Source organism: Niallia sp. FSL M8-0099, from assembly GCF_038006945.1.
GTDB lineage: Bacteria > Bacillota > Bacilli > Bacillales > Cytobacillaceae > Niallia > Niallia circulans.
The window spans coordinates 206,888-233,494 of the sequence record NZ_JBBOWF010000003.1; the positions used below are offsets into that span (position 1 = coordinate 206,888).

A 26,607-nucleotide genomic window follows, 5' to 3' on the forward strand; every position below is an offset into this window, starting at 1 on the left:
TGAAATGGAGGAACTGAGATGTATTACGATCGTGAAATACATATAAGAGTGGAAAGAGAGAGAAAAAGAATAATCGAATTCCTAAAAGAAAAGGGGATCACACGAAATAAAGATGATGAAAAAATAGATGATTTAACACTTTTGTCATTAACTTTAATGGAAAATGAATTACTAGCAGATATAAATACCAAAAAAGTATCTATATAGGAGGATTATTTAATGATTAGTTATACTGAAGAAGAAAAAGAAGTTGTGACTAAATTAGTTATGGAGTTAGCAAGAATAGATAATAAGAAAAGAAGAAAAGATTTAGTTTGGTGGTATTCCATGGCCAGTGGAATCAATAATAATGAAAAAACTAAGAAAATCATGGAGGATATAGAAGCAATTTAGCTTTGCCTTTTCTGAAAGGAGAGTTTAGTTTTTTTTGGGTTGAATTTTTCTATTTTTATCCTTATTATAAATATATAGGAAATTAGAAGAGTGAATATAATATATTGAGAAATGGGAGCACCCCAATTACTAAGTAAAGTCTTAGTATATTGGAGTGCTCTCTTTTTTGGAAATGAGGGGTTTAGATGAAAAAGATTATTTCCACTTTATTTATTTTATTTTTATTAAGTGGATGTTCAACAGATAGCCTAGTTACATACCAGTCTAAAGAGAACTACAAGACTGATAATCAGGTAGAAAAGGAGATTTCGTTTAAGAAGTACTTTAATGATGTCAATCGTTCTAGTGAAAAGGCAGCTGATATTAAAACAGAAAAACACAAAGCTATAGTAAAAAAAGTGATAGATGCTGACACTTTAGTTTTGGAAGCAGATAAGTATACCGCTTTGAGGTTAATCGGAATAAATGGACCTGAAATTACAAAAGGGAAGAATGAGCCATTTGGACAAGAAGGTAAGGAATATCTGGCTAACCTTATAGAAGGAAAGGAAATTACCTATCAATTGGATCCTAATGCTGATGAAAAGGATAAGTACGGAAGAATTTTGGCGCATGTCTTTTTAGATCAAATTAGTATTCAGTCATATTTATTAAAAGAGGGATATGTTAAATTAGCTTACTTATTTGATGAATATGAATTTATTGATGTCTATAAGGATGCAGAAAATATAGCAAAAGAAAAACAATTAAATATTTGGAGCATCCCTGGTTATGCAGATACTGACTTAAATGGTTTTGTTAAGTAATACAAAGATATTCTAAAACAATAAAATTGGAGGAATACTCATGTATAAACTAAGAGATCAAATAGAGCGGGTAAGAGAAGAAATGTTAAAAATTGCATTCTCAGAGGGATTTAATTCTCCCGAAGCAATAAAGAAGAGTAAAGAGTTAGATGAATTAATACTAAGATATCAGCAAATGAACCAAAATGAATCGGTAGAAGTTAGAATTTGTTAAGAGGGTAAGAATAGTTTAGGAGGGGACATAATGATAGATTGGAGAGAAGAAGACGTTAATAGATTCTTTAGCTATCATAAAACAATTACTTATTATGGTGATGAAATACCTAAGTATCTGGTTCTAGAAAATCCAGATGGGGACGGTTGGATAATTGGTATGTTTTATCCATTTATAGGAGGAGAGTACGTTCCATTAGAAGAAGCGGGAGACGTACGACTAATATTTTCTACATTAAAGTCAGCAAAAAATTATGTGGATTTTAATTTATGGTGAGAAGTGATCAAATAATAAAAATTCTTAGACTTGAAAATTTATATCTAGTAAAAGGGATAGGTTTACTATCTCTTTTTAAATTGTGTAGTGTTATAAGAAAGAAAATCGTATAATAAATGTATAACCTTTTTTTCTTTTTTCTTTTTTGGCAATCCTATTTAGGATTAGCGTCTTAACTAATAAACACGCAGCCTTTGGGCTAATAGGCATAATACATGTAACGCATGTATTTATTGTCTATTGCCTCAAAGGCTTTTTTGTGTTTGCGCAAATTTTTCAAGAGAGGTGAATAGGCATGTTAAATAAAATAATTTTGGCTGGTTGTATTGGATTTGGTATGGGAGTTTTAACTCACGCAAAGAGGTATGGGACAATAAAAAAACCGAGGAATAATAAACTTACATTCTATCCGGGTTTCTTATTGGATGGTTGTTTTGGAGCTGTTGGAGCTATTGTTACGATTTTATTCAGTGATCCAAATGGAACGGAACGAGTAATTTTAACATCAATCTTAGGTGGATATGTAGGTGAAAATGCAATTATTAAAGTTGAAGAATCACTTCAATCAAAGAAGGAAAGCAGAATAGAGGAAATAAACAGAAAGATAAATCAGGATCTGTAGTGTTTATTTTTTCAACATGATTTCGATATGTTATAATATTTATAACAATAATCGTAGTATAGTGCAGAAGAGCATAGAATATAGTCGAGGTAAGATAGACGAGAGGAGAGAAATCATGAAACTGAATGATATCCTAACGGAAGAAGAAAAAAAACAAGTTAATGATTTAATGGTAGAGTTAGACGATTGTATTACTGAACGCCAAATGGATAAGATAACTAAGGCTATAGAAGAGATTTTTAATGAAGCTAAAAAAAGATATTATGAATCAATAGGTTCAAATAAAGAGCAAGCAGCTTCCTTACAGGAAGATAGAAGGATATTTCATAGAAGATCCCCTAAGCGATTAAGAAAAGTATCATCTTACTGAACAGAGAAGAGATTAATAATCTCTTCTTTTTGTTTTGTTTTTGATAAGTACATAAGCACGATTCTTATGAAAATAAGAAAATAAAAGTGCTTATAGGATAAAGGAACATTTAATTAATGAAAATTAATAACAACTAGACTTTTCGTTATATGGTTGCTATAATTTACCTATATAAATAACGAAGAGGGAATCCCCCTAGATGAAGACATATAAACTGTATGTCTTATTCTAGGGGGATTTTTTTGTTGAAAGGAGAAAAAGCGTCATGGAAAGAGAGAAAAAACTGAAAGAAGGCACATACTGTACGAATGTTTTATTAAGATGGTTAACAACAGATTTATTATTAACTAATAAACGGTTTAAAGGGTATGATCGCAATACCGTTTTAGGTTTAATGCCTATAGGAAAAAATGAAGTTACTATGTCCTTAAAGAACATAGCTAGTGTTTCAACATCAACAAAATTTCATCTAAAGAGATTTTTGTTTGGTCTGTTTTTTACATTCATATTAGGACTTCCTTCTTTTGTTAATGGTGATTTTTTCATAGGATTAGTCCTTATTCTTATCGGTATTGTTCCCTTGTTTAACAGTTATACTTGTTCGTTAAATGTATCGAATAATGGAGGGGTAGCTTTACCTATTGAGATTTCTATACTGGAAAGAGGGAATTTACAAGAATTTGCAAATGCGATTAATGACACAATTGCTGAAGTAGAATAGGGGGCTTAGAAACAAATGTCTCTATCTTCAGAATTAGTTAAAAACGACTTTATTCAATTTCCTACAGATTATACAGATATGGTAATTAGATATGAATTAAGTAAATATGAATATATTGAAATACCCTTTATTAAAAAAAAATTGAGAGTAAAGAATTAGCAGAATTAATTATAGAAAAAAGTAGTAGAGAAGAGAAAAAAACGCTTGTTGAGATGATAAACCGTATTCAAAAAAGAAATAGCTCGACAAAAGGGTATTTGGGGATTCTAGCAGTAGCTTTATCTACCAAAGAGTAATGTTTGAGAAAGTAATCACTTGATTTAACAAAGGTTTGATAGAGAGTGAGAAGTAAATGTGTATAGGAAAAGTACTTTTTGGTCTGAATATGGGCATTGTGCTAGCATTACCTCAATTAATCCTAATTTTAATTGATTATTTAAAGTGTTAATACATGAATATGTTGAACAAATTGAAAATTCAAATGGGATAACCCCAAGATTCATAGAGAGACATTCATTTCTATGTATTCTTGGGGTTATTTTTTGGGGAGGGTTAAAATGAGTAGTAAAATTAAAAGTATCACTTTTCTTTCTGCTATTGGGTTATCCATAGGGTTGATAAATGGACCAATCCATGTTGCTGCAAATGAGAGTGAAAAAGAAATAACAACGATTGATTCGATTGATGAATATAATAAAAATTTGAAAGAACAAATTGTAAAGATGGATAAGGCTATAAATATAACCCAAAATGAATTAGTTTTAAAAAAAAGGCAACTAAATCATTTAAAAACAGCAATAGACTTAAATAAAAAGCAGGTAAAAAAAGTTAAAGATGAACTGGCCGCGAAAGAACATGAATATCGGGAAAAAAAGAAAAGTTCGGTGAATGATCTACCCTTTCTTTCGGATAATTTTGCCGGGATAAATGAAGATATTATTATAAAGAAGAACGTAAAGAACTTTAATTTCGTAGAAGATTTGAACAGAGATTTTACGTATTTAATGGAAAAACAAACATTACTCAATGAATTTAGCGATTTGAATGAACAATTGCAACAACAACAGGAAGCTTCCAGTAAGTTAATAGATGCATTGAAGGAAAAAGAGGATACTTATAAAGAAAAAAAAGAAAAATTAGAATTAAAAAGCAAAACTTTATCAAAGGATAAAGAGATGATTGAAGCCGCTATTACTAATGAAAATGCCAGGGTAAATGGAGAACGATTTGAAAGTGATTTTTACCAAAAAAGCATTACATCATCTAAAGAGGTACCAGAAGAATATATGCCATATTATCTTTATGGTGAACAGACATATAACATACCATGGTATTACTTAGCGGCTATACATGCTGTAGAAACCTCCTTTTCCACTCATATTTCCATGGAATCCAGTGTTGGAGCCATAGGACCTATGCAATTTATGCCTTCTTCATGGGTAGGATCTAAGTACGATATTGGTGGAGGATTAGTAGCTGAAGATATAGACATCACCGATTTAGAAACCATAAAAAGAGGAAACGGGTTTGGAATTGATGCTAATAATGATGGAAAAGCAGACCCGTGGAATCCAGCGGACAGCATTGCAAGCGCAGCGTATTACTTAGCTTCTCATGGATTTGAAAATAACAAAGAGAAGGCAATATGGGCCTATAACCATGCAGATTGGTATGTTGATAAAGTTATAAAGTTAGCAGAGAGCTTTAAGTTCCAAAAGGACATATCTACAATCGATCTAAATATCAATAATAATAGTGGGATTGATGTTACAACAGTAGGATATAAGTGGATAAATAATTCTTATTACGTATTTGGAGGAGGAAGGAGCAAAGAGGATATAAGTAGAGGGTATTTTGATTGTTCTAGCTTTGTTCATTGGGCATTTGAACAAGTTGGAGTAACCTTAGGCAATAGAACCGGAGTGACAACAGACACTCTTAAAGAAATGGGGAATGCGGTTAATTATGAAGCTGCTAAACCAGGAGATCTCGTATTCTTTGATACTTATAAAAAAGATGGGCATGTTGGGATTTATTTAGGAGAAGGGAAATTCATCGGCGCCCAAAGCTCTACCGGAGTTGCAATTGCAGATATGTCTAATGGCTATTGGAATCAAAAGTTTAATGGAAGAGTTAAAAGAATTTCCCATTAATTATATGAGGAGGAATGGGAAATGGATAGTAAAAATAGCAAAATGATAGATAATGCAAAGAAATTAGCAAATGAAATAGTAAGAATAGAGAATCAAATTCAGTTGATAATTGAATCAAAACAATATGTCTTTGATGTTTTATATGATGGGGAATTAGGATGGATTGTTCAAACTTCCTATTGTCAAATTGGAGGATGTATAGTTAATTACATTCCTTGCAAATCTAAAATCTCTGCTATTGAAGTCTCTGCAAGACTGACATTTAAAGGGGTGAAACCTGATGCTTATGGAAGCTGTTTAACTTGTAGCGAAGACATATATGAAATGCAAACATAGAAGATAGCTATGAATTCTAAAAATTTTTAAATACAATGAGGTTGATAAATCTCATTATATTTCTACCCTCCACCCATAAAAAAATAATTAATAAAAGACTATTTTAATTACTATTGATTTTGTTTAATCATTCATCTATAAATTTATAATTACAGTGAGAAGTACTTGGGAAGCAACAAAATTTGCATAAATTTTATTACTTAACTTTTCATTGTTTTTTCTAAGTGTTGAATAACTAAATATCGTTTGTAAAAGAAGTAACACTAACTATTAAAAAAACTAAATGTTACTACGAACGAGGAAATTTAGATGCTTTAAAGAGAAGAAACTCGAAAACAGATAAAAATTCCATTTTTGAGTTTCTTTTCAACATACGATATTACAAATCCATGTTCAATATGGAGAATTTAAGTAGTAATTTCCTTTAATTATCCAAGAAGTTTTTTCAATGTATTTTCCAATGAAGTAAACTAAATTGAAAAAAGTTAAAGCGTCAAAAAATAAATGAATGAAAGAAAATCTAAATTTTTTGCTGACATGTAGAAGCTTTCAGTAGGTATTAATCATATAGATTCACCTCATATATGATTTATTTACTATTAAAAGTTACCCAAACTTTATAAATAAATGAATCCTCTACCTTTAATCCTGGATGAATATTGAAACTCTTTTCTGTATGAACAACATAATCAGGATTAGAAGCTAGAAAAAATGAAAGAGCATATGCTATTTTATAATCTGGTGTTATATATCCATTTATTGTTCTACCATGTATTTCGTTTGCTAAAGTATCAGCCCATACCTCTGATTCTCTTCAAGTTTAAAAAATAATAGTTTCTTTTTTCCATTCTATCTTCATCATTTATAACCTCATTTCTTTATTTCTTATGTTTCGGTTTCTTCTTTAGGGCATTTTGCAAGTTAAATATCGATAACCATATCTTTCCGGATTTGTACCCGTTATATGCCAAGTAAGAAGTGGATAACTTTGACCTTTAATTTGATAATTTTTCATGCTTCTATGAAATTATATGATGCTCCTTCGGAATGGGGTTCATATGGTGTGTTTATAGCTTTACCGTTTACTGCTGCAGAGGGCATTTTAACTACTACAATTTTTATCGAAGTAAATGTTGACTAACTTTAGCTGTACAAGAACACTACCTTCAATAAATAATAATATACAATAGTAGAAAATAAATTAATTAGTAGAGGGGAAATTATTCTCATCGTGTTTCTATAATTTTTCTATCTATTGAAGGAGGAGAGGTATGGGAAATATCTATCTAGAAAAGTGAAAGTTACAATTTATACAAGAGGAATATTTCAAAAGTTAAAAGAAAACAAAGATTTTAAAAAGAATATATGTATATAGGAAAAACTAGTAAGTAATCTTCCATTTATTAGTATGGAACATGGTATAATATACTTAATTTTAAGAAGCTGATTATGCTTGGAAACTTGCAGGTAAACAGGCTTAATATAATATTAATACACAACAGAGTCAACAGGGAAATTTAAAGCAACGTGAGGCTAATGAAGCAGCGAAGAGAGCAATGAAATTATAATAATAAATTCTCTGAGACTGCTGTTCTTTGGTGTTCTAAAGGATTTTAATGTATTTTTCAATCGTTCTTTTAATCCAAGTATTTTTTTATAAAAAACATGTCCAATCCTCTATTTAATCACTTAATAATTTGAATAGAAAAATTAGATGATAAATCTTTAAATTATTTTGGTGGATTCGACTTACATGTCAAAGACAACAAAGGAAGTGGTTAGTGTTATCGAAAGTACTTAAAATAGAGAGAATATCAAATTATTGATAAGTAATTTCCTTATATTAAAGGATAATGGAGAACTTTTGTAATGGTTAGAGATAGTTCAAGAGATTATATAAAAGGGTGGGTGAATTCATGATATTTACAATTTTACATATTTCAGATATACACTTTAAAAATGAGCATAATTCCCTTGAGGATAAGCTGGACAAATTTTATAGATCTGTAATTTCAAACTTAAGAGATTCGGATTATATAGTATGTTGTGTTACTGGTGATATAGCTTATTCAGGTTTGCAAGATCAATATTATAATAAGGCATTTTCCTTTTTTGATAACTTAAAACAAGAGATATATGATGAATTAAATAAAGAAGTTGAGTTTTTATTTATACCAGGAAACCATGATTGTGATTTTAGCAATAAAGAATTTGAAAAACCTCGCAAAATACTCATAGAAGATGTAAGAAAAAAGAAAGATTCTCCAATTGAAGAATCAATTATAAAAATGATAAAACAGCAGAAATATTTCGAAGAATTTAAAGAGATATTTCATCAGGATTGGAAAAATTGTAAATTAGTATATAAAAATGAATTATTTGAAAAAGTAACTCTAATCTTAGAAAATAAAAAAATTTGTTTTAATCTTATTAATAATTCATGGATTTCAGAATTACAAGAAAATCCAGGGAAAATGATATTTCCTATAAATATGTTAGATTCTATAGAAGATAATTTAGGAGATGTAAATATAACTTTAATACATCATCCTGATAACTGGTTAGACCCTGATAATAGAAAAGCATTTCGTAAATCAATTGAAAATTCTTCAGATATTATATTAAGCGGTCATGAACATGCGGGGGAAAATAGTACTGTTGAATATTGGAATAAAAGAAAAATTCAGTACCATGAAGGAGGAGCGCTTCAAGAGAATTGGGACGATAGTATCTCATCTTATAATGTAATTCATTTTAATTTAGAAAATCAACATCAAAAGGTTGTCTGTATTGGTTGGAAGGGTGATATTTATTCAAGAATTATGGAAACTGATTGGGAGAACACTTTGCAGTACAATCACTCAGTTAAAGGTAATAATTCAGAAATATTAGAACCTACAGATCGTTATTTAAATCAAATAAACAATTTGCAAATTCCGCTTACTCATCCCAGAGTAGAGGACGTAAGTATTAGTGATATTTATGTTTATCCACATATGAAAGAGTTGCTTTATCAAGAAAAGAATAATGAGGTAACATCACAAAAAAATGCTGATCACATATTGAGTGAACTAAATACAAGTACACACTTTTTTATTACTGGAGAAAAGGAATCAGGAAAAACGACGTTATCCAAGAAGTACTTTAATGAATTTTATCAACTAGGATATTATCCGCTTCTTATTGATGGTCAAGGAATTAAACCTGCACTTATTAAAGATATGATAAAGTTACTGAAAGAACCAGTATGGGATACATACGGAAAAAGCAATTATGAACGTTATTTACAATTAAAAAGAAATGATAGAGTTTTAATCATTGATAATTGGCAGAAGGCAGCATTGAATGATAAATTGAAAACAAAATTTTTAGAATATGCTAATAAGTGGTTTAATAACATTGTGTTTTTTTCTGATTCAGTTTCAAATATTAAAGAAATGCTGCAATTAAGAACAACAACAATAGAAAATTTGAAGATAAGACAGTTTAAATTATCGGAGTTTGGATATGTAAAAAGAGCTGAGTTGATTGGTAAATGGGTAAAATTAGGTCAGGAAGAGAGCTTGAATGAGGAACAAGAAATCCGCATAATTGATCAATTTGAAAAAATGGTAAATTCGGTTATTGGTTCAAATTACATTCCTACTTTTCCGTTATATATATTAGTTATGCTGCAGACCTTTGAAAGTGGTAAAGAACATAACTTAGATAAAAGCACAAATGGTTATTATTATGAAGTCTTAATTAAGCAAGCATTGATGAAAATACAGATACAAAACAAAGATATTGAAACGATGAATAATTATTTGACGGAATTAGCATTTTACTTTTATAAATTCAAGTTAAAGAAAATAAAACCACTTGAATGGGACAAATTTCATGATAAATATAGATTAGAATATGATTTAACGAATGAGCAACTGCCATTTACAATTTATAAGCAAAAATTGTTAGGAGCAAAAATTCTGGAAAGTCATAATGACGGATTTAGGTTTTCTTATTCTTACATATATTATTATTTTATAGCTCAATATCTAGCAAAGAATGTTAAAGAGGAAGAAGAGCAAAAAATCATTGCAAATCTTTGCAAGAATTTATATGTAGAAAAAAATGCAAATATATTAATGTTCTTAGTTCATTTATCTAAAGATTCATCCATAATGTTCAGAGTGAAAGAGGCTGCAAAAGGTATTTTTGAATCGTTAACTGAATTAAGACTTGATGAAGATGTTAGCATTATTAATGATTTTATGGATTCAATTCCAGCAATGGTAATTCATGATATTGATGTAAAAACGAACCGTTATGAAGTTAATAAAAGTGCGGATAATTTATATGACTCAAAAATAGATGAATCAGAAGATGACTTCAATGAGGAATCAGAAGAGGATGTTGAAAACCATCAGCTTCAAATTATAAATGAAATGAATAAAGCATTTAAAATGATTGAATTAATTGGCCAAATTTTAAAGAATTATTATGGATCTATGAAGGGCGAAGAAAAGAAAAACCTATGTAGCGAAGCCTTCACAATCGGTTTAAGAACAGCTAACTCTATAATTGGGGATTTAAAAAATAATAAAGATAGTTTAATTGAATTCATTACAGATTTAATAATATCTAAAGAGGGAGATGCAAATTTATCAAATGAAGAAATTACAAAGCGATCCAAAAGAATCTTATATAATATGTCAAAATTAGTTATTAGCGGTACAATAATGAAGGTTTCTTTATCTGTCGGATCTAAGGAGTTAGATGAAACATTAAGAAAAGTTGAAGATGTTCTAGATATTAATTCTGCAAGATTGATAAATGCCGCAATTAAACTTGAACATTATGATCAATTTCCATATGATGATATAAAAAATCTATATAAATTATTAAACGATAATAAAATTGGTCAAGATTTATTAAGAGATTTTGTAAAAAGACATCTGTATATGTTTAAAACTGATTTTAAGGAACAACAAAAAATTTGTTCTAGCGTTGGAATCCAGTATAAGCCTCAAAGTATGTATAGAATTACTACTGCAGAAAATAGTGTATTAAGATAAAAATTCAATTTCTATAAAGTATGTGCGTAATAATCTAAACGAGAATGTTATCCAGAATATATTATATTGGTTATTGTCAATTAAACGACGAGTTAGTATAAAAGGTTAACCAGTTATTGGTTGACCTTTTTACTAGCTCTAATTCTAAGGCTTTATGATATTACCTTAATTAGATACCACCTAGGCAAAAATCAAAATATAGTAATTAAATTATTCGGGGGATGATATATTGGAAGACACTAATAATTACTCTTCAGATGCACCAATAATGGACTTGAGTGAAGATAAATTTAATAGGTATCCATTTGCAAAGAGAATTGCTGAAGTTATATCTGGAAGGACTGACCCAAGTAGTATTGTTATAGGAATAAATGGAGCTTGGGGTGAAGGTAAAACATCGGTGTTCAACTTCATAGAAAATGAATTAAAACCATATACTGAAATAGTATGTCTAAAGTTTAATCCATGGAGGTTTGGAACAGAAGAAACGATGCTAATAAACTTTTTTAACTATTTAGCAGACGCAATTGATAGCTCTTTAGAAACAAAAAAGGATAAAATATCTAATCTAATTAATACATATGGTATTCCCATAGCAAAAGCTACTGGTTTTAATACTATAGCTGAAGGTGTAAGCCCATTTTTAGCTAACGGGGTTAATTTAGATAAACTTAAAACTAGACTAGAAGAAAAGCTGAATAAGGAGCAGATAAGAGTTGTTGTGTTAGTAGATGATATAGACCGTTTAGATAAAAATGAAATACATTCCTTATTTAGACTTATTAAATTGACTGCTGATTTTAAATATACAGCATATGTGCTTGCCTTTGATAAAGAGGTTGTAACCTCAGCATTGCAAGATAAATATTCTTATAGCAGCAGTTTCACAGGAGCCTCTTTCTTAGAAAAAATCATACAAGTTCCATTACAATTACCAGCAGCAGATTTAGAAAATTTAAGGGATTACTGTTTGAATGAACTAAAACATATTCTTGAAAAAAATAAGATAGACTTAAGTTATAGTGAAAAAGAGGAATTTTATCATTACTTTACAACTAGTTTGGAGTTATTTCTTCGTACTCCAAGGCAAGCAAAATTATATGGGAATATTCTTACCTTTTCATTACCTTTACTTAAAGGTGAAGTGAATGTAGTTGATTTAATGCTAATTGAAGGGATAAGAGTTTTTACTCCAATAATCTATTCCTTCATAAGGGATAACCAAGATTTGTTTTTATCTGAAAACACTAGTTCAGAAACAGATAAAGAAGAAAAAGTTCAAAGAATTAAGGAAGCTTTAAAAGGTCTAGATAATGAAGAATTTGAAGGAATGTTGAATCTATTAAAATACTTGTTTCCCCAGTTGAATAGTATCTATACAATCTTTTCTATTGGTGAAGAAGAAGATCAATTGAGTTTAAAACAAAGAATTTCTGCAAAAGACTATTTCCAAAGATATTTTTCATACTCAGTAAATAATAAAGATATTTCAGATATGGTTCTGGATGACTTGCTAAAAATTGCTGATAGTTTAAATGAAATAAAAGTTAAAGAAAAATTTAATAAGATAATTACCGAACAAAATAGGGAATCAATAATGACTAAATTAAGACGCAAGACTAGATGGTTCACGATTAATCAGGTTAAACATATCGCCTTAGCTTTAGCTAATATATCAAATGATTTGCCAATAATTGACGGATTTATGCGAAATACTAAGTTTGGTAATGCGGCATATGTAATTGTTGGGTGTATTTCTTCTGTTAAAGACAGTGAGTTAAGACTTTCTATTTGTAGATATATTTTAAAGAGTATAGATAATTTAGATTTTTCTATCGAAACATTTATATTATTAAATCCAGAAAAAGAAAATAATAAAAATTTCACTCATGAGAATTTACTTTCTGAAAACGACTATAAAGAACTTGCAAGATATTTAACAGAAATCATTGCAAGTAGGTTATATGGCGGTAAAACTAAGGGAGCGAGCGAGTATTTAGCATACATGTTTGCTATATGGAATGACTACGGTTTAGATAATGAAGCTACGGACTATTTGATTGAAAAACTTCAGCAAGATGAATTTTTTGTTTTTGAATTCCTAGAAAGATATACGCCTGTTTCCTACAGTGGGAGAAATAGAGGAGATTTTGAAATAGATAACTATAAGGCAGTTTGCAGATTAATAGACCCACAAATTATAATTGATCATTTACTTGATAAATACCCTTTATTACCAAATGACGAGGAGTATCCATCATCCTTTGATATCGAAAGAAACGAATTGCTAGCAAGGCAGTTTATTTGGCTTAATAATAATCCTCAATAAATCAAAAGTAAGAGGGATAATAGATTAACAACTTACAGTAAAATTGATAAGATCTAAAGAATCTTACCCTTTATTATCTTTTACCAAAATAAACAAGTGAATGGTTTACTTTATAATTTTTATATATATTTATCGAGGCTTCAATAGCTCTAATATAAACGTCTAAATCATGATAAATAAGGAGTTAGCATGAAAGCAGTTATTATATTCAAAAATAATGAGAAACTTGCACAATTTCCAACAATTCAAAAGGCAGCACATTTTATGAAAGCAGAACTACGTCGAAAACAGATTCCCTGGTCAATCGTCAATAAGGGAATTCAGCATAACATTAGTTATATGCACACAGATGGAAATGTTTACAAAATTTGTAAATTAAGTGATGATGTTAATCTTAAAAGGGAACAACAACTGGTAGCTCTAAATACGCTCCAAAAAAGTGAATTTTCCAGAATAGAATTCATTGAGTTTTTAAGCAGAAATTTGGAGCAAATTATTTACATAAAGCTCCAAATAAGCGATGAACGATTAAAGCAACACCATTTAAGTCCTAAAGGGTTAGGGGATGACTTATACTATCTAACTGAGAGCTTTCATCGTCAGAAAGGCTTGTATAATGGCAAATACAGTATGACTGACTTTATTACACCTCAAGCGTTACTCCTTATGCATCAAAAAGAAAAGGTCAAACTAATTTTTGAACATATGATACCCAAAAATCTTTATTTAAATATGCTAGTGGAAAAAGCAAGAAAAAAAATATTAACTTATGATGAAATCTATAAAGTGCTAATGAGATATTACTATACTTGTACTGTGACAAAGGAAGAAGATAATTCTCTACCTTCAACAAATATGCAGAATGGTTGGGATGGCCAAAATGCATTCTATCGCTATCAATTAGCTGGAATTGAATTTATAGAGAATCCAAAAACATTTAAATAAAGTATTCTGGATTAATAGATAACTAGGTAAATGAAACAATTCTAATATATAGCGAACAATTAAAATCTCTCTGTGAAATGAAACTATTATCCGCAATATAACTTGTATTAGAATCTGATTTGGGATTTGTCGAAAACGAGAAAGAATATTTTAAGTGCATAGTTATGTACTAGTGAAATCTGCCTTATGAGAGTAAGGGAAAGGTGCATTAAGAAGTTATTACTACTCTCATAGATTATTAATATTTCTTAAGAATAGATTTAATCAATGAAGAGTAAACCTTCTGCTTAATTTATGACAAAGAATTTGGTACATAAATAATATAGGAGTGATGATTACTTGCATATTGGTAAATATATAGATTTTTTGCGAAAAGCAATCAATAATGTCGAAGACGTTTATTATGGAAATAAGGCTTGGATAGATTCTATGCTTAATTATCATGAGAATAAGATTGAATCCCAGGATGACCGAAAAGAGTTAATACCGTATTTGAGTAGGCATCAAGAGAGAGTATTCTGCTATGAGCTTTATCATCAATTTCGCAAAATAATGGAACAAAAACAAAATGAACTGACCGAAGAATGGATATTGCAAGGTGAACCCCGCAAAGGGCCAATAGGTAGTGAAATTGAAGAATATTGTGAAGTACAAAGTATCGATAAAATATATTATCCTGACTTCCTAGTACATGAACCTAATACAATGAATAATGGCTTAATTATCGAAGTTAAAGCCAACCCTAGCCTTACTATAAAAGATATGAAAAAAGATATATTGAAAATCGATCAGTTTATAAACAAATATGAATATCAAAAAGGGGTTTTCTTAGCGATAAATATTACCAAAGATAGGCTCAAGGAACTTCTAAATGATTCTCGTCTAATAGTTCCTCTAAAAGAACAAGTTATTTGTACAGATGAAATCTTACTTATATTTAAAGAATCAGCTAAGGAGAAGATAATCACAATAAACCTAGGGAAATTGTTAACAAATGGCTTTATCTTAGAATAAATTTATGAAACTTTGTACTTACACAGAAGGATGCTTAAGTTGAAGAAGAAATAATATAAATAACTTAGTATTAATATTTAGTATAAATATAAAGGATAAAATTTTAATAAAAGATAAGAACCTTCCTACACAACAATAAAATGAGCGGGGGTTAATATCTTTTAATCTTTTACTTTTAACTATTCGTATAATATAAATTTTACGAACAATAGAATGTGGACGGATAAAATGTAAGTTTGGTATAATATAATTATAGATTTAAAACAAAAAAATAGCTCAGCCCTGCCAAAACGGTAGCGGGGAAAAGCTATTCTTGCGCGTATATTACCAGCTCTACATAAACGGTAGCGGAGAAAGTAATATCATATAATTTATGATGTAATTATAACATTTATGTACTAAAAGTCAAATTAATAGCACTAGGAAGTGTTTATATGAATTATTTAATATATTTCGATGAATCAAACAAAATTGATCAATTTAATAAAGAGTTTTCTTATTATGGTGCATATAGTGGTACTGACTTGGCTCTTGCCAATCTTGTAAAAAAAATAAGGGTCATTTTTAAGAACAGTAATTCTAATAGTGAATTACATTTTAGAGAATATACAAAGGATACACATATAAAAAAGTACTTACAAACGTTACATACAGTTATAAAAGAAAATATTAGAATAAACATTTTAATAGTGAACAATACTGATGCATTCTCAGCAGCTGATAAAATTGGTTTATCAGCTAGTGAACTCCGAAACTTATTTTATATTAAAATACCAGAACGGCTTTTCTATGGATTAACGCGTGATTTATCTCATATAGGTAATAATATTGACCCTGTCAATGTTAAGATTAAAATTGATAGCAATGATGAATATGATAAACTATTTCTTAATGATAAAATAACTGAACAAATGAATGCACATTCAGCATATCGAAATAAAAACTATAGAGTCAACAAGGTAATATCTCAGGATTCTAAAAAGTCTATTCCCCTCCAAATTGTAGATACTTTTATGGGGATAGTTGTATTTCTGTTAGAAGAAGGATACCTTGAAGATTCAGATCATTCGATTGTAAAAAGTGATTTAATTTATCGTTTTTTATCTGTTGATGATAATATTATACGATTTCAAAATCAAATCCGACTTTTTAAGTGGACTGGTAATGAGGAACTTACTCCAATTAATATTGCAGAGTACGTATCCCCTTTTATTATCCATAAAGCAAATTATGACATTGAAGAAATGACTAAAATTCAAAGAATTTTGGTGGAGTATCCGAAGATATCTACTAGAGATTTGAGAATTATGCTTCAATATCCCAATACACGATTAAGGCAATTATTAGGTTATAAAGATCAAATCAATGGAATTGGTCGTAATACATATCTATTAAACTAATTGTTTTGATGTTGCCAATAATATAATTATGTAAACAAACATTCGTAAAAATTGTATTATACGAATGTTTGTTCTATTCGGTTATACAAAATATATTTGTTATTTATGGAATATATTATTTTAATAAATATTCCTATTTTCACCTTATAATATTAATTTATCCTTTTATTTAAATAAAGAGCCCGTTAATGCAATAAGGAAATTTATTTTCTTCCTACCAATGTACTTGAAGTTAATTACCATTTGGATCATAAAAGTGGAAATATGAATGACCGTTATCTTCTTGTATAACCTCAACTTTACCTTATTACAACTTTTTGTTAGATAAAATGGCAGCATGGCTTTATTCATGCTCCATTTATCGTATTAGTTACTTTATTATTCGATTTACAATTACTTCATAAGAGAATCGAGAACATCAAATTTCTGACCTGGGCGACTTAGATATTTACAACAACACCCTGGTTTGGCAAATTTGGACAGTAGATATTGCTATTCGGTTTTTTTTGTTTAAATATAATTTTTAGTGTAAGTGTTGACCATAAATTATGTTAGAGTTTTATCAATAAATCATCTAGGTTACCATTATAGGATTGGTTTTCTATAGAATTAACTAGTAGAGTGGCATTTGTATGAACTGCATATAAGTATCTAAATATATCTCCTGCCATACATTCCATTGAAAGGGTATCATTTAGTAAATAAGCATCAATATATGGATTCCTTTTAAGTTCTTGTGCTTTGACTCTATGATTTCCATCGATAACAATTACAGTATTATGAGGATCATATGCAACGATAAATATTGGATTAACTTTTGTGAAATTGATGCAAGATTGTACTTTTGAAGGGTTTAATTGTGTTAGTCCATCAAGTAAATATTTTACTGGTACAGCCTCTGGTTTTAGTTTATTCCTTTTTATTATTTTGGTAGCTAATTCAATATCCCAATATAAACTAAAAAAATCTTCATCATCGAAATAAAATTCACGATGATAAAACTGTTTCATACCAAATCTTGAAAAATTGGGAACTGGCGCATTTTTCAATTTTTTATATAAATCCTCCATTAAATTCAAATGCCTAATCTCAATAGAGTCACTATATTCTATAAAAAAGTCACTGAAAAAATTATCAAGCTTATGAAAATTAATCTGTTTAAATTTATTTAATAATTCTAAATCTGTTAGTAGTTCCTGATTCATAATTAACCCTCAAATCTATTACCAATAATTTATGTATTTCTTTCTCTTTCAATATAAATTTATACTTATTTAAATTTAATAAATCTTCTAATATTTATATCGTATTTTTGTTCTAGAAGTTTAGTAACAATTGGAAAAAACAAGAGCAAGGTTAATTATTAGCTTTAATCAATCTATGGCCATTTTTAATTTTTGGAAAGAGGAATATCCTATATCTCTTCTGAAAACCTGATTACCTCAAAAAAAGGAGTCGCAGATAATCAGCTCCTTTTATAGATTAGAATTATTTGTATATAGAAGTTAATCGAAGGATAATATTATCTTATCTTCCTAATGACGCCGTTATTAGTGAAACTTGTTGAAGAATACCTGTAGCAAGAAGATTTCCTGTCATAAAGAATAAAATTAAAATAATATAGAGAATATAAGGACTCATACATATTAGATATATATAAGTACGAGTCCTTATATTCAACAATCGCCCCCCTTTATCTATTATTAGCAAGGGTTTCACTTATTACAGGGTTGCTTGCTGCCCCTTTTCTTCCATAAGCTAGTTTGGCCCTATTGCAGTTGAGGGAATTGAAGAGCTATCCTTTTTATAAAGCGAAGATCTCTGCTCTTCTATTTTACAATACACAACATCTTTTATTTTTTATTACCTCTTTTAACAAGCCTCTCATTATCTATCTTTAAGCATAATTACTTCCATATAATATTATAATTAACTACCTTTTATCATGTTATTAATGTACTTTTTTCTCTTAGTTGAATTACTTCAAAACCTAAAGTTACAAGCTTCATCCTATTTTCATCACTGATAGCTTCCATTTTAATTATTAACCTGTTTTGAGCTCTACTCAACGCAACATAGTAAACCCTATGTGATTCTTTATTCATATCCGGATTAATAAGAAAATCAATTTCTTTGCCATCACCCTTTGAAGGTAGACTTACACAAACTGTCTCATATTCTTCACCTTTAGATTGATGAATAGTTTTAAAATTGATCAATCCATTTTCTATAATCTTTATTTGCGAGACTAGCTGTATATAAGTTAATTTATCATATAAAGCCTTTACTTTACCTCTAGTAATTTTCCCTGTTACGTCATAATGACCAACTATATAATTATTGTGAAGATCGGTAATACTTTCATTTTGGATAACTTCATAATCATTTATAAGTCTCCTTAAGTTTTCTAAAGCTTCCTTTTCAGTAAACCCAATTGTCTTCCGATAGGCCTGTTTCATATATTTTAATGCATTCTTTATATCAAGATTTTTAGCTAGTTCTAAAGCTTGAACTAAATAATATATTCTCCAACTTCTATCTCCATCTGAATCATCTACCAAAATATTCACATTGGGTTGATTGGTATGTTTATACGATAAAAACATAACCTGCCCTAAATTATCTTTTAAATAAGAGTCTGCTTCTGAACTATCTCCAACTAGAATCATCGGTGCTGGACCATCTAAGTTAATAGGGGAATATTGCTTAAAATCCACTGATTCTCTCATATGGTTTAATACATTAATAATTTGATTTGTAGATCGTCGATTTCCAGACAAAATATAAACTTTCATTTCATTTAAAGAAAATTCTCTGAATAAATCCACATTAGCTCCTTGAAAGGAATATATAGATTGACATATATCACCAATAATCCCAATACAAGTTTCCCTTTCACCAATCATTTTTAATATTTCTGTTTGGATTGGACTAGTATCTTGAAATTCATCAATCAAAATATAAGGAAATCTAGCTCTTATAATTTCTATGACTTCTGGTTTTTCTTTAAGAATACGATAGGTGAAATAAAGGACATCGTCGTGGCTTATTTTACCCTCCGTCCAATATAATTGTTTATAAAGCATATACGATTGTTTCTTAATTGAATAGCTTCCAATTCGTCCATCATTAAATTTTATAAACTTAAGTACTGGTTCCCCAGCTTCTAAAATCCATTTTAGTTTCCCTAATGCTTCTACTAAAGATTTATCATCAGCAAAATGTAACTGCTGACTCCTTGTTTTAAAATCTCTTAACTGACTTTTTCTTAGCTTAATTTCCTCGTGCCCATCTATTTTTTCTAAAGGAATTAAAGGATCATTTAAAACCCAAATATATGGCTTTACAATAAATTTATAACAAAAACTATGAATTGTGGAAACTTCTGTAGAATTTGTACAACCTTGCAATCTTTGAATTAGAGTATTCACCGCTGTATTGGTATAAGTGATACAAGCAATTTGTCTGGATTTCTTTAGTTTATGTGACTTTTTGAGAATATTTCTAATATGATTTGTCAAAAAAGTAGTTTTCCCTGCACCTGGACCTGCATAGAGTTTAAAATTCTGGTCAATAGGAATTTCACTTAAGCTATTTTCCAATTCAATTGCTACTGAGATATCCATTTTATCGCCTCCCTTATATAATCTGGGGGACTAATTAAGTTTTCCTCATCGTTACTAATTAAGTAAGCCATTTCTTGTGCTGCTTCCCCTTTTTTAACTGATAAAAGAAATCTACTTGCAAGTAGTGCAATTCTATTTTCCTTAGAATCTTTCAAAACTCCATTTTCTACCGATTCTAATAGTTCCGTTTTAAATTTTGATTTTCTAATCCTACTTATCATTTCTTCTAAAGCTTCTTCTCGGTCAACCATTTTAAATAATTCTTTCAACTCATTACTATTAGAGATTGAACTTGTTACTAAGATATCATTGGTATAATTTGTTCTGATCATTTCATATTCAAAAGTAGAGCTCAAACCAATTGGTTGTGTATATACTCTTATGTTAGATGAATAGCTTTCTCTGTTACTGATAAGGTGATTCGATGTTTCTTTGTAATCATATAATTCATTATTTATACTAAAAAAAATAGGATGACATTTTTCCCAATTGCTTGAATCATCTTCTGTAGTGTCATAATTAGCATTTGCTTCTGCTGATGTTCCTTCAATTATTTTCTTTCTCACCGGGTCTAAATCCGTAATACAAGCAATTTTTTTATTAATTGCATAAGGAGATTTAATAGTATTAAATAATTTTAAGAAATGATCAAAATATCTGCCACCAATATTTAAAACTGTTGTATGGCTATCTTCCAAAGATAACCCTAGTTTACTAGCAAACTCTGGTATAACTAGTTGTTCTGCAATTCCCTCAACTAGTATAATATTTTTTGCAAAAAATAGATCCGCCTTAGTTACATCCAAAAATCTTTTTACATAATCTCTAGACTTCTGATCTTCTTCAGAATAGGTATTACCTTCTTTAGTTTCAAAAACTTTATATGGGTAAGCCGGCCTTATAACTTCTATAGGTTTTTCGTTTCCAATGTTAACTTTTAATTTTTGCATAATTATTATATCTTCTAAGTCAACAGCGGCTGTTATATTAGGAGAATGAGAAGTAATAAATATCTGTCTTACTTCAGATTCTTTATTTCTTTTTAGAAACTGTAAAAACTTGTATTGCATACTAGGGTGTAAATGAGCCTCTGGCTCTTCAATTGCTAAAATTGAAAATACTTTAGAATTAGATCCTAGATACTCTCCAGAAGAGTCCTTTTGCATTTTGGAAAGCAATAAAGATATAAAGATTAAATTGTTATATCCTAAACCATTGCTTGTAGCGGGTAACTTAACACCCGTTTCCTTTTCTACAATTAATCTTAAAGCCGAATATAATTCATTATCGAGAATTTCACCTTCAAAAACGGGTTTCGAATTGTCTATACCTGCACCCGTATTTTTTACATACTTCAGAATTTGTTCTTCACCTTGAGTCATTCTATCTTTTAATGACTTTATTAATTTCTTTGATTCTTGAGCAAAACTATCTTTTTTTTGTTGAATTTTATCAAGCTTTTCTTGGATTTCTAAATTTACATCATTTTTAATTTCATAGTCCATATAAAAATCTATTACTTCTTTTAATAACATATTGTTACCTTTAAATAAATCCCTTTCAACATCCCTTATTGCACTAAGAAATTGAAAGTCGAATCTAGATAGTTCTGAGACATTAACCTGATTTTTTAAATCTGCATTTCCCACATATGTTTTGCTAACATATTTCTTTAAAAAATGTTGCTCGATTACTTTCCAGTAATCATTTATATCAGTACTAGATATTTCATTCATTAATTTTCTGTATGTATCTACATCATTATCAGGTAAGAAAAAATTGAATGTTATAGTAGCTTCATATGGAGTACCTATACTTGTCAGCCAGTTAGAAACTGCAACCAATTCATCCGAGTACGATTCTTCATTATCTGATTCCATTAATTTCGCGGATATAGAGATATTGGGAGGATTAGATTTTAATTTATCTAATGCTAAATTGTGATTAAAATCATTAATATTTAGTTTTCTAGAGGATTTACTGTCAAACAAGATTTCTAAAGCTTTAATTATTGTAGTCTTCCCTGCGTTATTTTGACCAATTATCACGTTAATCCCTTCTTTAAATTCAATAACAGTTGGTTCACTAGTAAATCCTCTAAAATTAGTAACTTTTAGTTCTGATATAAACATTAAAGTACTCCTTAATAGTTAAATTTTGTAACTCTATTTAATTATTTATATATTAACATATATTAATTTACAATATTCGAACATTTCCTTTATTCTTATTCCTCTATACGGTAACTAATCTACCATTTTGACATATGAATAAATACTTATCTCTGTTAAATACACAGTTTCAAGCAGTAATAAGCGTTAATCCTTCTTAATTTGAATTATGATATAATAAAGAAAACGTCTAATCCCTTATATACCAAGGTTTTAGACGTTTACCACTAGAAATTATTTAAGAGTTATTATACATTATGTAAAGAAATGTTCTTATTTAGGGGTGATAGAATTGGCTATAACAAAACAACATGAATATTATGAAAAGCGATTAGCGGAACTTCTAAAGGAAATGCCAGACTTTATAAATGAATATGTAGAGGCCAAAATGGATAATCGCTCCCCTCTTACCCTATTCAATTATGTTAGAGATTATAAGGAGTTTTTATCTTGGTTAATGGCTGATGAAAGGGTCAAATGGTCTAGTTTAAAAACATTTCCAGTAAGCTTGTTAGGATCTCTTCCCCTATCAGATGCACAAGATTACTTTAAATATGTCAGTCGAAAAAAGTACGAGAAAGCAAATGAATCTCATAAAATAAGTTCAAAAACGGTTAATAGGCATAAGTCCTCCCTTCGTTCGCTTTTCAATTATTTAACGATTGAAGCAGAAGTTTTAGGAACACAAGGTGAACCATACTTTCATCGAAATGTAATGAAAAAAATTCCTATCAAGAAAGTTTCGGAAACTTTTAATGAAAGAGCACGAAAGATTTCGGAGAAGATTTTTATAGGAAATGAAGATCTCAATTTTTTGGAGTATATAAAAAATGAATATGAAAACACTCTTTCCCCTTCAGAATTAAAGTTCTTTAATCGTGACAAGGAACGAAATTTTGCTATCATTTCATTATTTTTGGGTAGCGGAATTAGAGTAAATGAACTGATAGAATTACGCCTTAAAGATATCGATAGTAAAAATAACGAAATAAGTATTATTAGAAAAGGCGGTAAGAAAGATACTATTCCAGTTACTCCTTCTTCTATGTTAGATGTATTAGATTATCTATCTATAAGAAATGAAAGATATAAAGCAGGAAATGAGGAAAGTCAGTATCTATTTGTTAAACAATATAAGGGAGATACACTCCCTCTTACTGCACGTGCTGTTGAGAATATAGTTTATAAATATACCAAATCATTTGATAAACGAATGGCCCCCCATAAATTAAGACATACTTACGCTACTAATTTAGCAGAACAAACAGGAGGAGACATTCCGCTTATTATGAACCAATTGGGTCATACACAATCTGACATTTCCTTGCTTTATATCAATACATCTAGAGAAAAAGCTAAGCTTGCTGCAGAACAACTTGATCAAAGGAGAAAAAAATAAAAAAGGAAGCATTAAAGTGAAAACTTTATGCTTCCTTTTTGGTGTGCCCGGCATGTGTGCAATCTTTAGGGTGAAAGTCCCGAACTGCGAAGGCAGAAGTAGTAGTTAGCCTAACGCAAGGGTGTCCGTGGTGACGCGGAATCTGAAGGAAGCGGGCGGCAAACTTCCGGTCTGAGGGACACGAACTTCATAGAAGGCTAGGTATCATTGGATGAGTTTGCCAAACAAAACAAAGTCCTTTCTGCCGAAGGTGATACAAAGTAAATGAAGCAGATAGATGGAAGGAAAGATTGCACTCTTACCCGGGGAGGTCTGATGGATACGGGAAGTACACTTCCTAACCTACTTAGCGATAAGTAGCTGAACCATCAGAAGTCAGCCGATGTCATAGTACAAATCGGTCTAGAACGATTTGGAAGGACGGAACAATTAGGAGAGAATAGCCCTTGGCTTTCAGTAGGTCATGAGGAACACAGAAAACATAGTACCTCACTTGAGGAAGGAAACGGTGAATTCCGTGGGGGATCTCTTGGAGGGTGGAGTGACCACTGGCATAAGAAGATAAGCTATTCACGGAAGGAAGAATATAAATGTCAACACAAATATGTACATTTTCGCTCGTTTAAGGATGTACAAAATCACTCGTTTTCTTGCACTAAATGATCCTTTAAACGATAGGAATTTCCCACCATTGTCACAACCTTCGCATGGTGTAAGATGCGATCTAAGATGGCATTTGCCAGCTTAGGCTCCTGAAATACTTCATCCCATGCCTTAAAGTTTACGTTCGTTGTTAAGATCGTACTGCGCTTTTCATATCGCATGTCAATCAGTTGGAAAAATAATTTCGCATCTTCTTGATCAATTGGCAAATAACCAATCTCATCAATGATTAATAGTTTATATTTTGTATAATGTTTTAGACGAGTTTCTAAGCGGTTCTCCAATCGTGCTCGTCTTAAATTCTGAATTAAATCATGGCATTTAATGAAATAGGTACTTGTTCTTTTCTTTGCTGCCGCAATCCCTATGGCGGTGGCCAAGTGTGTTTTGCCAACACCACTTGGTCCTAAGAAAACAATATTCTCGTTCTCTTCAATAAAGCGAAAGGTTAGAAAATCTTGAATCTGTTGCTGATTGACTGAGGTTTGGAAAGTGAAATCAAAATCTTTTATTTCTTTCATATGTGGAAATGCAGCCACCTTTACCATCGACTGCGTCATATTTTGTTCTCGCACATCAATTTCATAGTTGGTTAACTTGATTAACGTATCAATAAATGACAGCTGGTTCTGGACTCCGAAATCAATTACTTCATTTAAATGTAGAGTCATTTGCTTCAGCTTTAGATACTCTAGGTTTCTTAATAATTGTTGATAATTAGTGGATAGATTCATTATTTATACACTTCTCCAATCGTTGCTAGATTTTTCTTTGCCAAATCATCGATTTCCGGATAGTTATAGTAAGGGGCTGAAACAGCCAAACCTGCTTTATAATGTGCTTCCTGATAATTTAGCTTCGCTTTGCTGATTGGATGCTGTGCAATAAGTTTCATGTTATAATAAATCCATAAGTTGTTATCATACACTTGTAAACCTACTTTCTTTCCTTGATATTCTGGTGGTACGGAATACTGGTTTGATTTGTAGGAGATCATGTTGGATGCATTGACTTTTACTTGTGTGTGCTTAATGCGATAGGAATCTCTTACTTTATCAGTTGGTAGCTGGAGTAAGTGGTTCCTTTCTTTTTTATATTCAATCATTGGTATTCTTCCTGTCCCTTGGTGAATCTGGTGATTCACTCTGTTGGCTAACTCTTGTATAAATTGATGCAGTTCCTCTAAAGAGAATTGTCCTTGATAGGCATGAATTTCGTCTAACAATTTCATTGTCGTTTCGACTTTTCCCTTTGTCCTTGGTCTGCCAGCGATACAGGCTTTCACTTTAAAGCCAAAGTCTTTTGCGAATTGCTCAAACTTTGCATTCACTTTACCCGGATAATGTTCCGTTCTTGCTTCATCCATCACTGTTTTCATATTATCCGTAAGGAGTTCCTCAGGAACACCGCCAAACGTTTCAAAAGCTTCTGTTAGAAAGGAAAACAGCGTACTTTGTGACTTGGAAATACTCAAGTGGAATACTCGCAATCTTGAAGTAGATAGAATAAGCGCAGCTACATTGATCTCGACCTGCTCGCCATCTTTTGTTTCATATTGAATATTTTCCTTCCAATCTAATTGAGCTTGTTTACCTGGCGGAGTTTCATAGCGAACCGTCCCCTTCGGAGAAGCAATACGTTTGTCCTCCACAAAGTAAGCATTAAATTCAGGTATTCGAGCGATATAGGCTCGAAAGGTCGAAGCACCACAGTCTAAACCGTGATTATCCTTTAAGTACTGCCAAAGCACCCGCCGATAATAAAACACCTGTTTAGAATCCTCAGATAAAAGAGCAGCGATCACTTCATAATATTCATCAATTTTTGAGGACTTTTTTCTTGTCCTCTTGGGGACAAAACCATTTAGATATTTCTCAACTGTTCGTCGATCTACTCCAAGTTCTTCAGCCAATTTACTCTTATTAATTTTCATTTTCATATGCTCCATTATTTGTTTGAATTTTGGTAAGTCTGAAAGACTATTAATCTCAAAATTAACATCGACATTTAATGATATATACATGACTAGTCACCTCAAGACTAGTATGTAAAATGAAAGCAAATTTGTACATATTTATCCAAGCATTATTGTACATATTTAAAATAGCATTTCTA

General features: G+C 30.3%; 24 protein-coding genes. 18 read left to right on the forward strand and 6 right to left on the reverse strand.

Translation table 11 applies throughout. The features are described 5' to 3' along the window. Positions 1-18: 18 nt before the first annotated feature. The 11 genes from NSQ92_RS25355 to NSQ92_RS25405 all read left to right on the forward strand — a co-directional run bounded on the left by NSQ92_RS25355 (position 19) and on the right by NSQ92_RS25405 (position 5,891). Entirely contained in the window at positions 19-207 is a 189-nt protein-coding gene (locus tag NSQ92_RS25355; RefSeq protein WP_047944802.1) for a hypothetical protein, read from the forward strand. Positions 208-219: 12 nt separating this feature from the next. Continuing rightward, complete coding sequence (locus NSQ92_RS25360) at positions 220-393, forward strand: hypothetical protein (protein ID WP_186325669.1); 174 nt, start codon at positions 220-222, stop codon at positions 391-393. Positions 394-578: 185 nt separating this feature from the next. Beyond that, a complete protein-coding gene (locus tag NSQ92_RS25365; protein WP_144545656.1) occupies positions 579-1,199 on the forward strand; it encodes a thermonuclease family protein in 621 nt (206 codons plus the stop codon). A 40-nt stretch (positions 1,200-1,239) separates the two neighbouring features. Next, positions 1,240-1,413: an aspartyl-phosphate phosphatase Spo0E family protein gene (locus NSQ92_RS25370; protein ID WP_016204211.1), complete on the forward strand. Its 174-nt coding sequence runs from the start codon at positions 1,240-1,242 to the stop codon at positions 1,411-1,413. Positions 1,414-1,443: 30 nt separating this feature from the next. Then, positions 1,444-1,689 (forward strand): hypothetical protein, encoded by a 246-nt coding sequence (locus tag NSQ92_RS25375; protein WP_328283185.1) that lies wholly within the window; start codon positions 1,444-1,446, stop codon positions 1,687-1,689. A 295-nt stretch (positions 1,690-1,984) separates the two neighbouring features. Further along, positions 1,985-2,311, forward strand: a complete 327-nt coding sequence (locus NSQ92_RS25380) for a DUF4257 domain-containing protein (protein WP_016204213.1) — start codon at positions 1,985-1,987, stop codon at positions 2,309-2,311. A gap of 115 nt (positions 2,312-2,426) precedes the next feature. Continuing rightward, the gene (locus NSQ92_RS25385; protein WP_016204214.1) at positions 2,427-2,681 is read left to right on the forward strand and encodes a hypothetical protein; all 255 of its coding nucleotides are present in this window, start codon (positions 2,427-2,429) and stop codon (positions 2,679-2,681) included. 265 nt (positions 2,682-2,946) lie between these two features. Beyond that, positions 2,947-3,402, forward strand: a complete 456-nt coding sequence (locus NSQ92_RS25390) for a hypothetical protein (RefSeq protein WP_152112338.1) — start codon at positions 2,947-2,949, stop codon at positions 3,400-3,402. A 15-nt stretch (positions 3,403-3,417) separates the two neighbouring features. Beyond that, positions 3,418-3,561: a hypothetical protein gene (locus tag NSQ92_RS25395; protein ID WP_341152933.1), complete on the forward strand. Its 144-nt coding sequence runs from the start codon at positions 3,418-3,420 to the stop codon at positions 3,559-3,561. Positions 3,562-3,959: 398 nt separating this feature from the next. Continuing rightward, complete coding sequence (locus NSQ92_RS25400; RefSeq protein WP_341153316.1) at positions 3,960-5,555, forward strand: NlpC/P60 family protein; 1,596 nt, start codon at positions 3,960-3,962, stop codon at positions 5,553-5,555. A gap of 21 nt (positions 5,556-5,576) precedes the next feature. Continuing rightward, complete coding sequence (locus NSQ92_RS25405) at positions 5,577-5,891, forward strand: hypothetical protein (protein WP_341123882.1); 315 nt, start codon at positions 5,577-5,579, stop codon at positions 5,889-5,891. A gap of 589 nt (positions 5,892-6,480) precedes the next feature. Here NSQ92_RS25405 and NSQ92_RS25410 read toward each other — a convergent pair. Then, positions 6,481-6,666, reverse strand: coding sequence for a hypothetical protein (locus tag NSQ92_RS25410; RefSeq protein ID WP_341123898.1), 186 nt, complete (start codon positions 6,664-6,666; stop codon positions 6,481-6,483). A gap of 213 nt (positions 6,667-6,879) precedes the next feature. Here NSQ92_RS25410 and NSQ92_RS25415 point away from each other — a divergent pair, with 213 nt between their 5' ends. The 6 genes from NSQ92_RS25415 to NSQ92_RS25440 all read left to right on the forward strand — a co-directional run bounded on the left by NSQ92_RS25415 (position 6,880) and on the right by NSQ92_RS25440 (position 16,633). After that, entirely contained in the window at positions 6,880-7,032 is a 153-nt protein-coding gene (locus NSQ92_RS25415) for a hypothetical protein (RefSeq protein ID WP_341153317.1), read from the forward strand. Between the two features lie 775 nt (positions 7,033-7,807). Then, positions 7,808-10,945 carry a metallophosphoesterase family protein gene (locus NSQ92_RS25420; RefSeq protein WP_341123884.1) on the forward strand — a complete coding sequence of 1,046 codons (3,138 nt, stop codon included), beginning with the start codon at positions 7,808-7,810 and terminating at the stop codon, positions 10,943-10,945. Positions 10,946-11,174: 229 nt separating this feature from the next. Continuing rightward, positions 11,175-13,274 (forward strand): KAP family P-loop NTPase fold protein, encoded by a 2,100-nt coding sequence (locus NSQ92_RS25425; RefSeq protein ID WP_341123885.1) that lies wholly within the window; start codon positions 11,175-11,177, stop codon positions 13,272-13,274. Between the two features lie 189 nt (positions 13,275-13,463). Next, on the forward strand, positions 13,464-14,219 hold the full coding sequence (locus tag NSQ92_RS25430) for a hypothetical protein (protein ID WP_341123886.1): 756 nt from the start codon (positions 13,464-13,466) through the stop codon (positions 14,217-14,219). Positions 14,220-14,558: 339 nt separating this feature from the next. After that, positions 14,559-15,233, forward strand: coding sequence for a hypothetical protein (locus tag NSQ92_RS25435; RefSeq protein ID WP_341123887.1), 675 nt, complete (start codon positions 14,559-14,561; stop codon positions 15,231-15,233). A 434-nt stretch (positions 15,234-15,667) separates the two neighbouring features. After that, a complete protein-coding gene (locus NSQ92_RS25440; protein WP_341123888.1) occupies positions 15,668-16,633 on the forward strand; it encodes a DUF3800 domain-containing protein in 966 nt (321 codons plus the stop codon). A gap of 551 nt (positions 16,634-17,184) precedes the next feature. On the opposite strand, the gene NSQ92_RS25450 is transcribed toward NSQ92_RS25440, so the two are convergent. The 3 genes from NSQ92_RS25450 to NSQ92_RS25460 all read right to left on the reverse strand — a co-directional run bounded on the left by NSQ92_RS25450 (position 17,185) and on the right by NSQ92_RS25460 (position 22,391). Beyond that, positions 17,185-17,838: a hypothetical protein gene (locus NSQ92_RS25450; RefSeq protein WP_341123889.1), complete on the reverse strand. Its 654-nt coding sequence runs from the start codon at positions 17,836-17,838 to the stop codon at positions 17,185-17,187. Between the two features lie 738 nt (positions 17,839-18,576). Then, positions 18,577-20,259 (reverse strand): ATP-dependent helicase, encoded by a 1,683-nt coding sequence (locus NSQ92_RS25455; RefSeq protein WP_341123890.1) that lies wholly within the window; start codon positions 20,257-20,259, stop codon positions 18,577-18,579. Further along, entirely contained in the window at positions 20,244-22,391 is a 2,148-nt protein-coding gene (locus NSQ92_RS25460) for an ATP-dependent nuclease (protein ID WP_341123891.1), read from the reverse strand. The genes NSQ92_RS25455 and NSQ92_RS25460 overlap by 16 nt, the downstream gene beginning before the upstream one ends. Before the next feature lie 322 nt (positions 22,392-22,713). Between NSQ92_RS25460 and xerS the strand changes: the two genes are divergently transcribed. Continuing rightward, positions 22,714-23,829 (forward strand): tyrosine recombinase XerS, encoded by a 1,116-nt coding sequence (xerS, locus tag NSQ92_RS25465; RefSeq protein ID WP_341123892.1) that lies wholly within the window; start codon positions 22,714-22,716, stop codon positions 23,827-23,829. Between the two features lie 638 nt (positions 23,830-24,467). Here xerS and istB read toward each other — a convergent pair. Beyond that, positions 24,468-25,226, reverse strand: a complete 759-nt coding sequence (istB, locus tag NSQ92_RS25470; protein ID WP_061801337.1) for an IS21-like element helper ATPase IstB — start codon at positions 25,224-25,226, stop codon at positions 24,468-24,470. Then, the gene (gene istA, locus NSQ92_RS25475) at positions 25,226-26,515 is read right to left on the reverse strand and encodes an IS21 family transposase (protein WP_061801336.1); all 1,290 of its coding nucleotides are present in this window, start codon (positions 26,513-26,515) and stop codon (positions 25,226-25,228) included. Before istA ends, istB begins: the two co-directional genes overlap by 1 nt. Positions 26,516-26,607 lie beyond the last annotated feature (92 nt).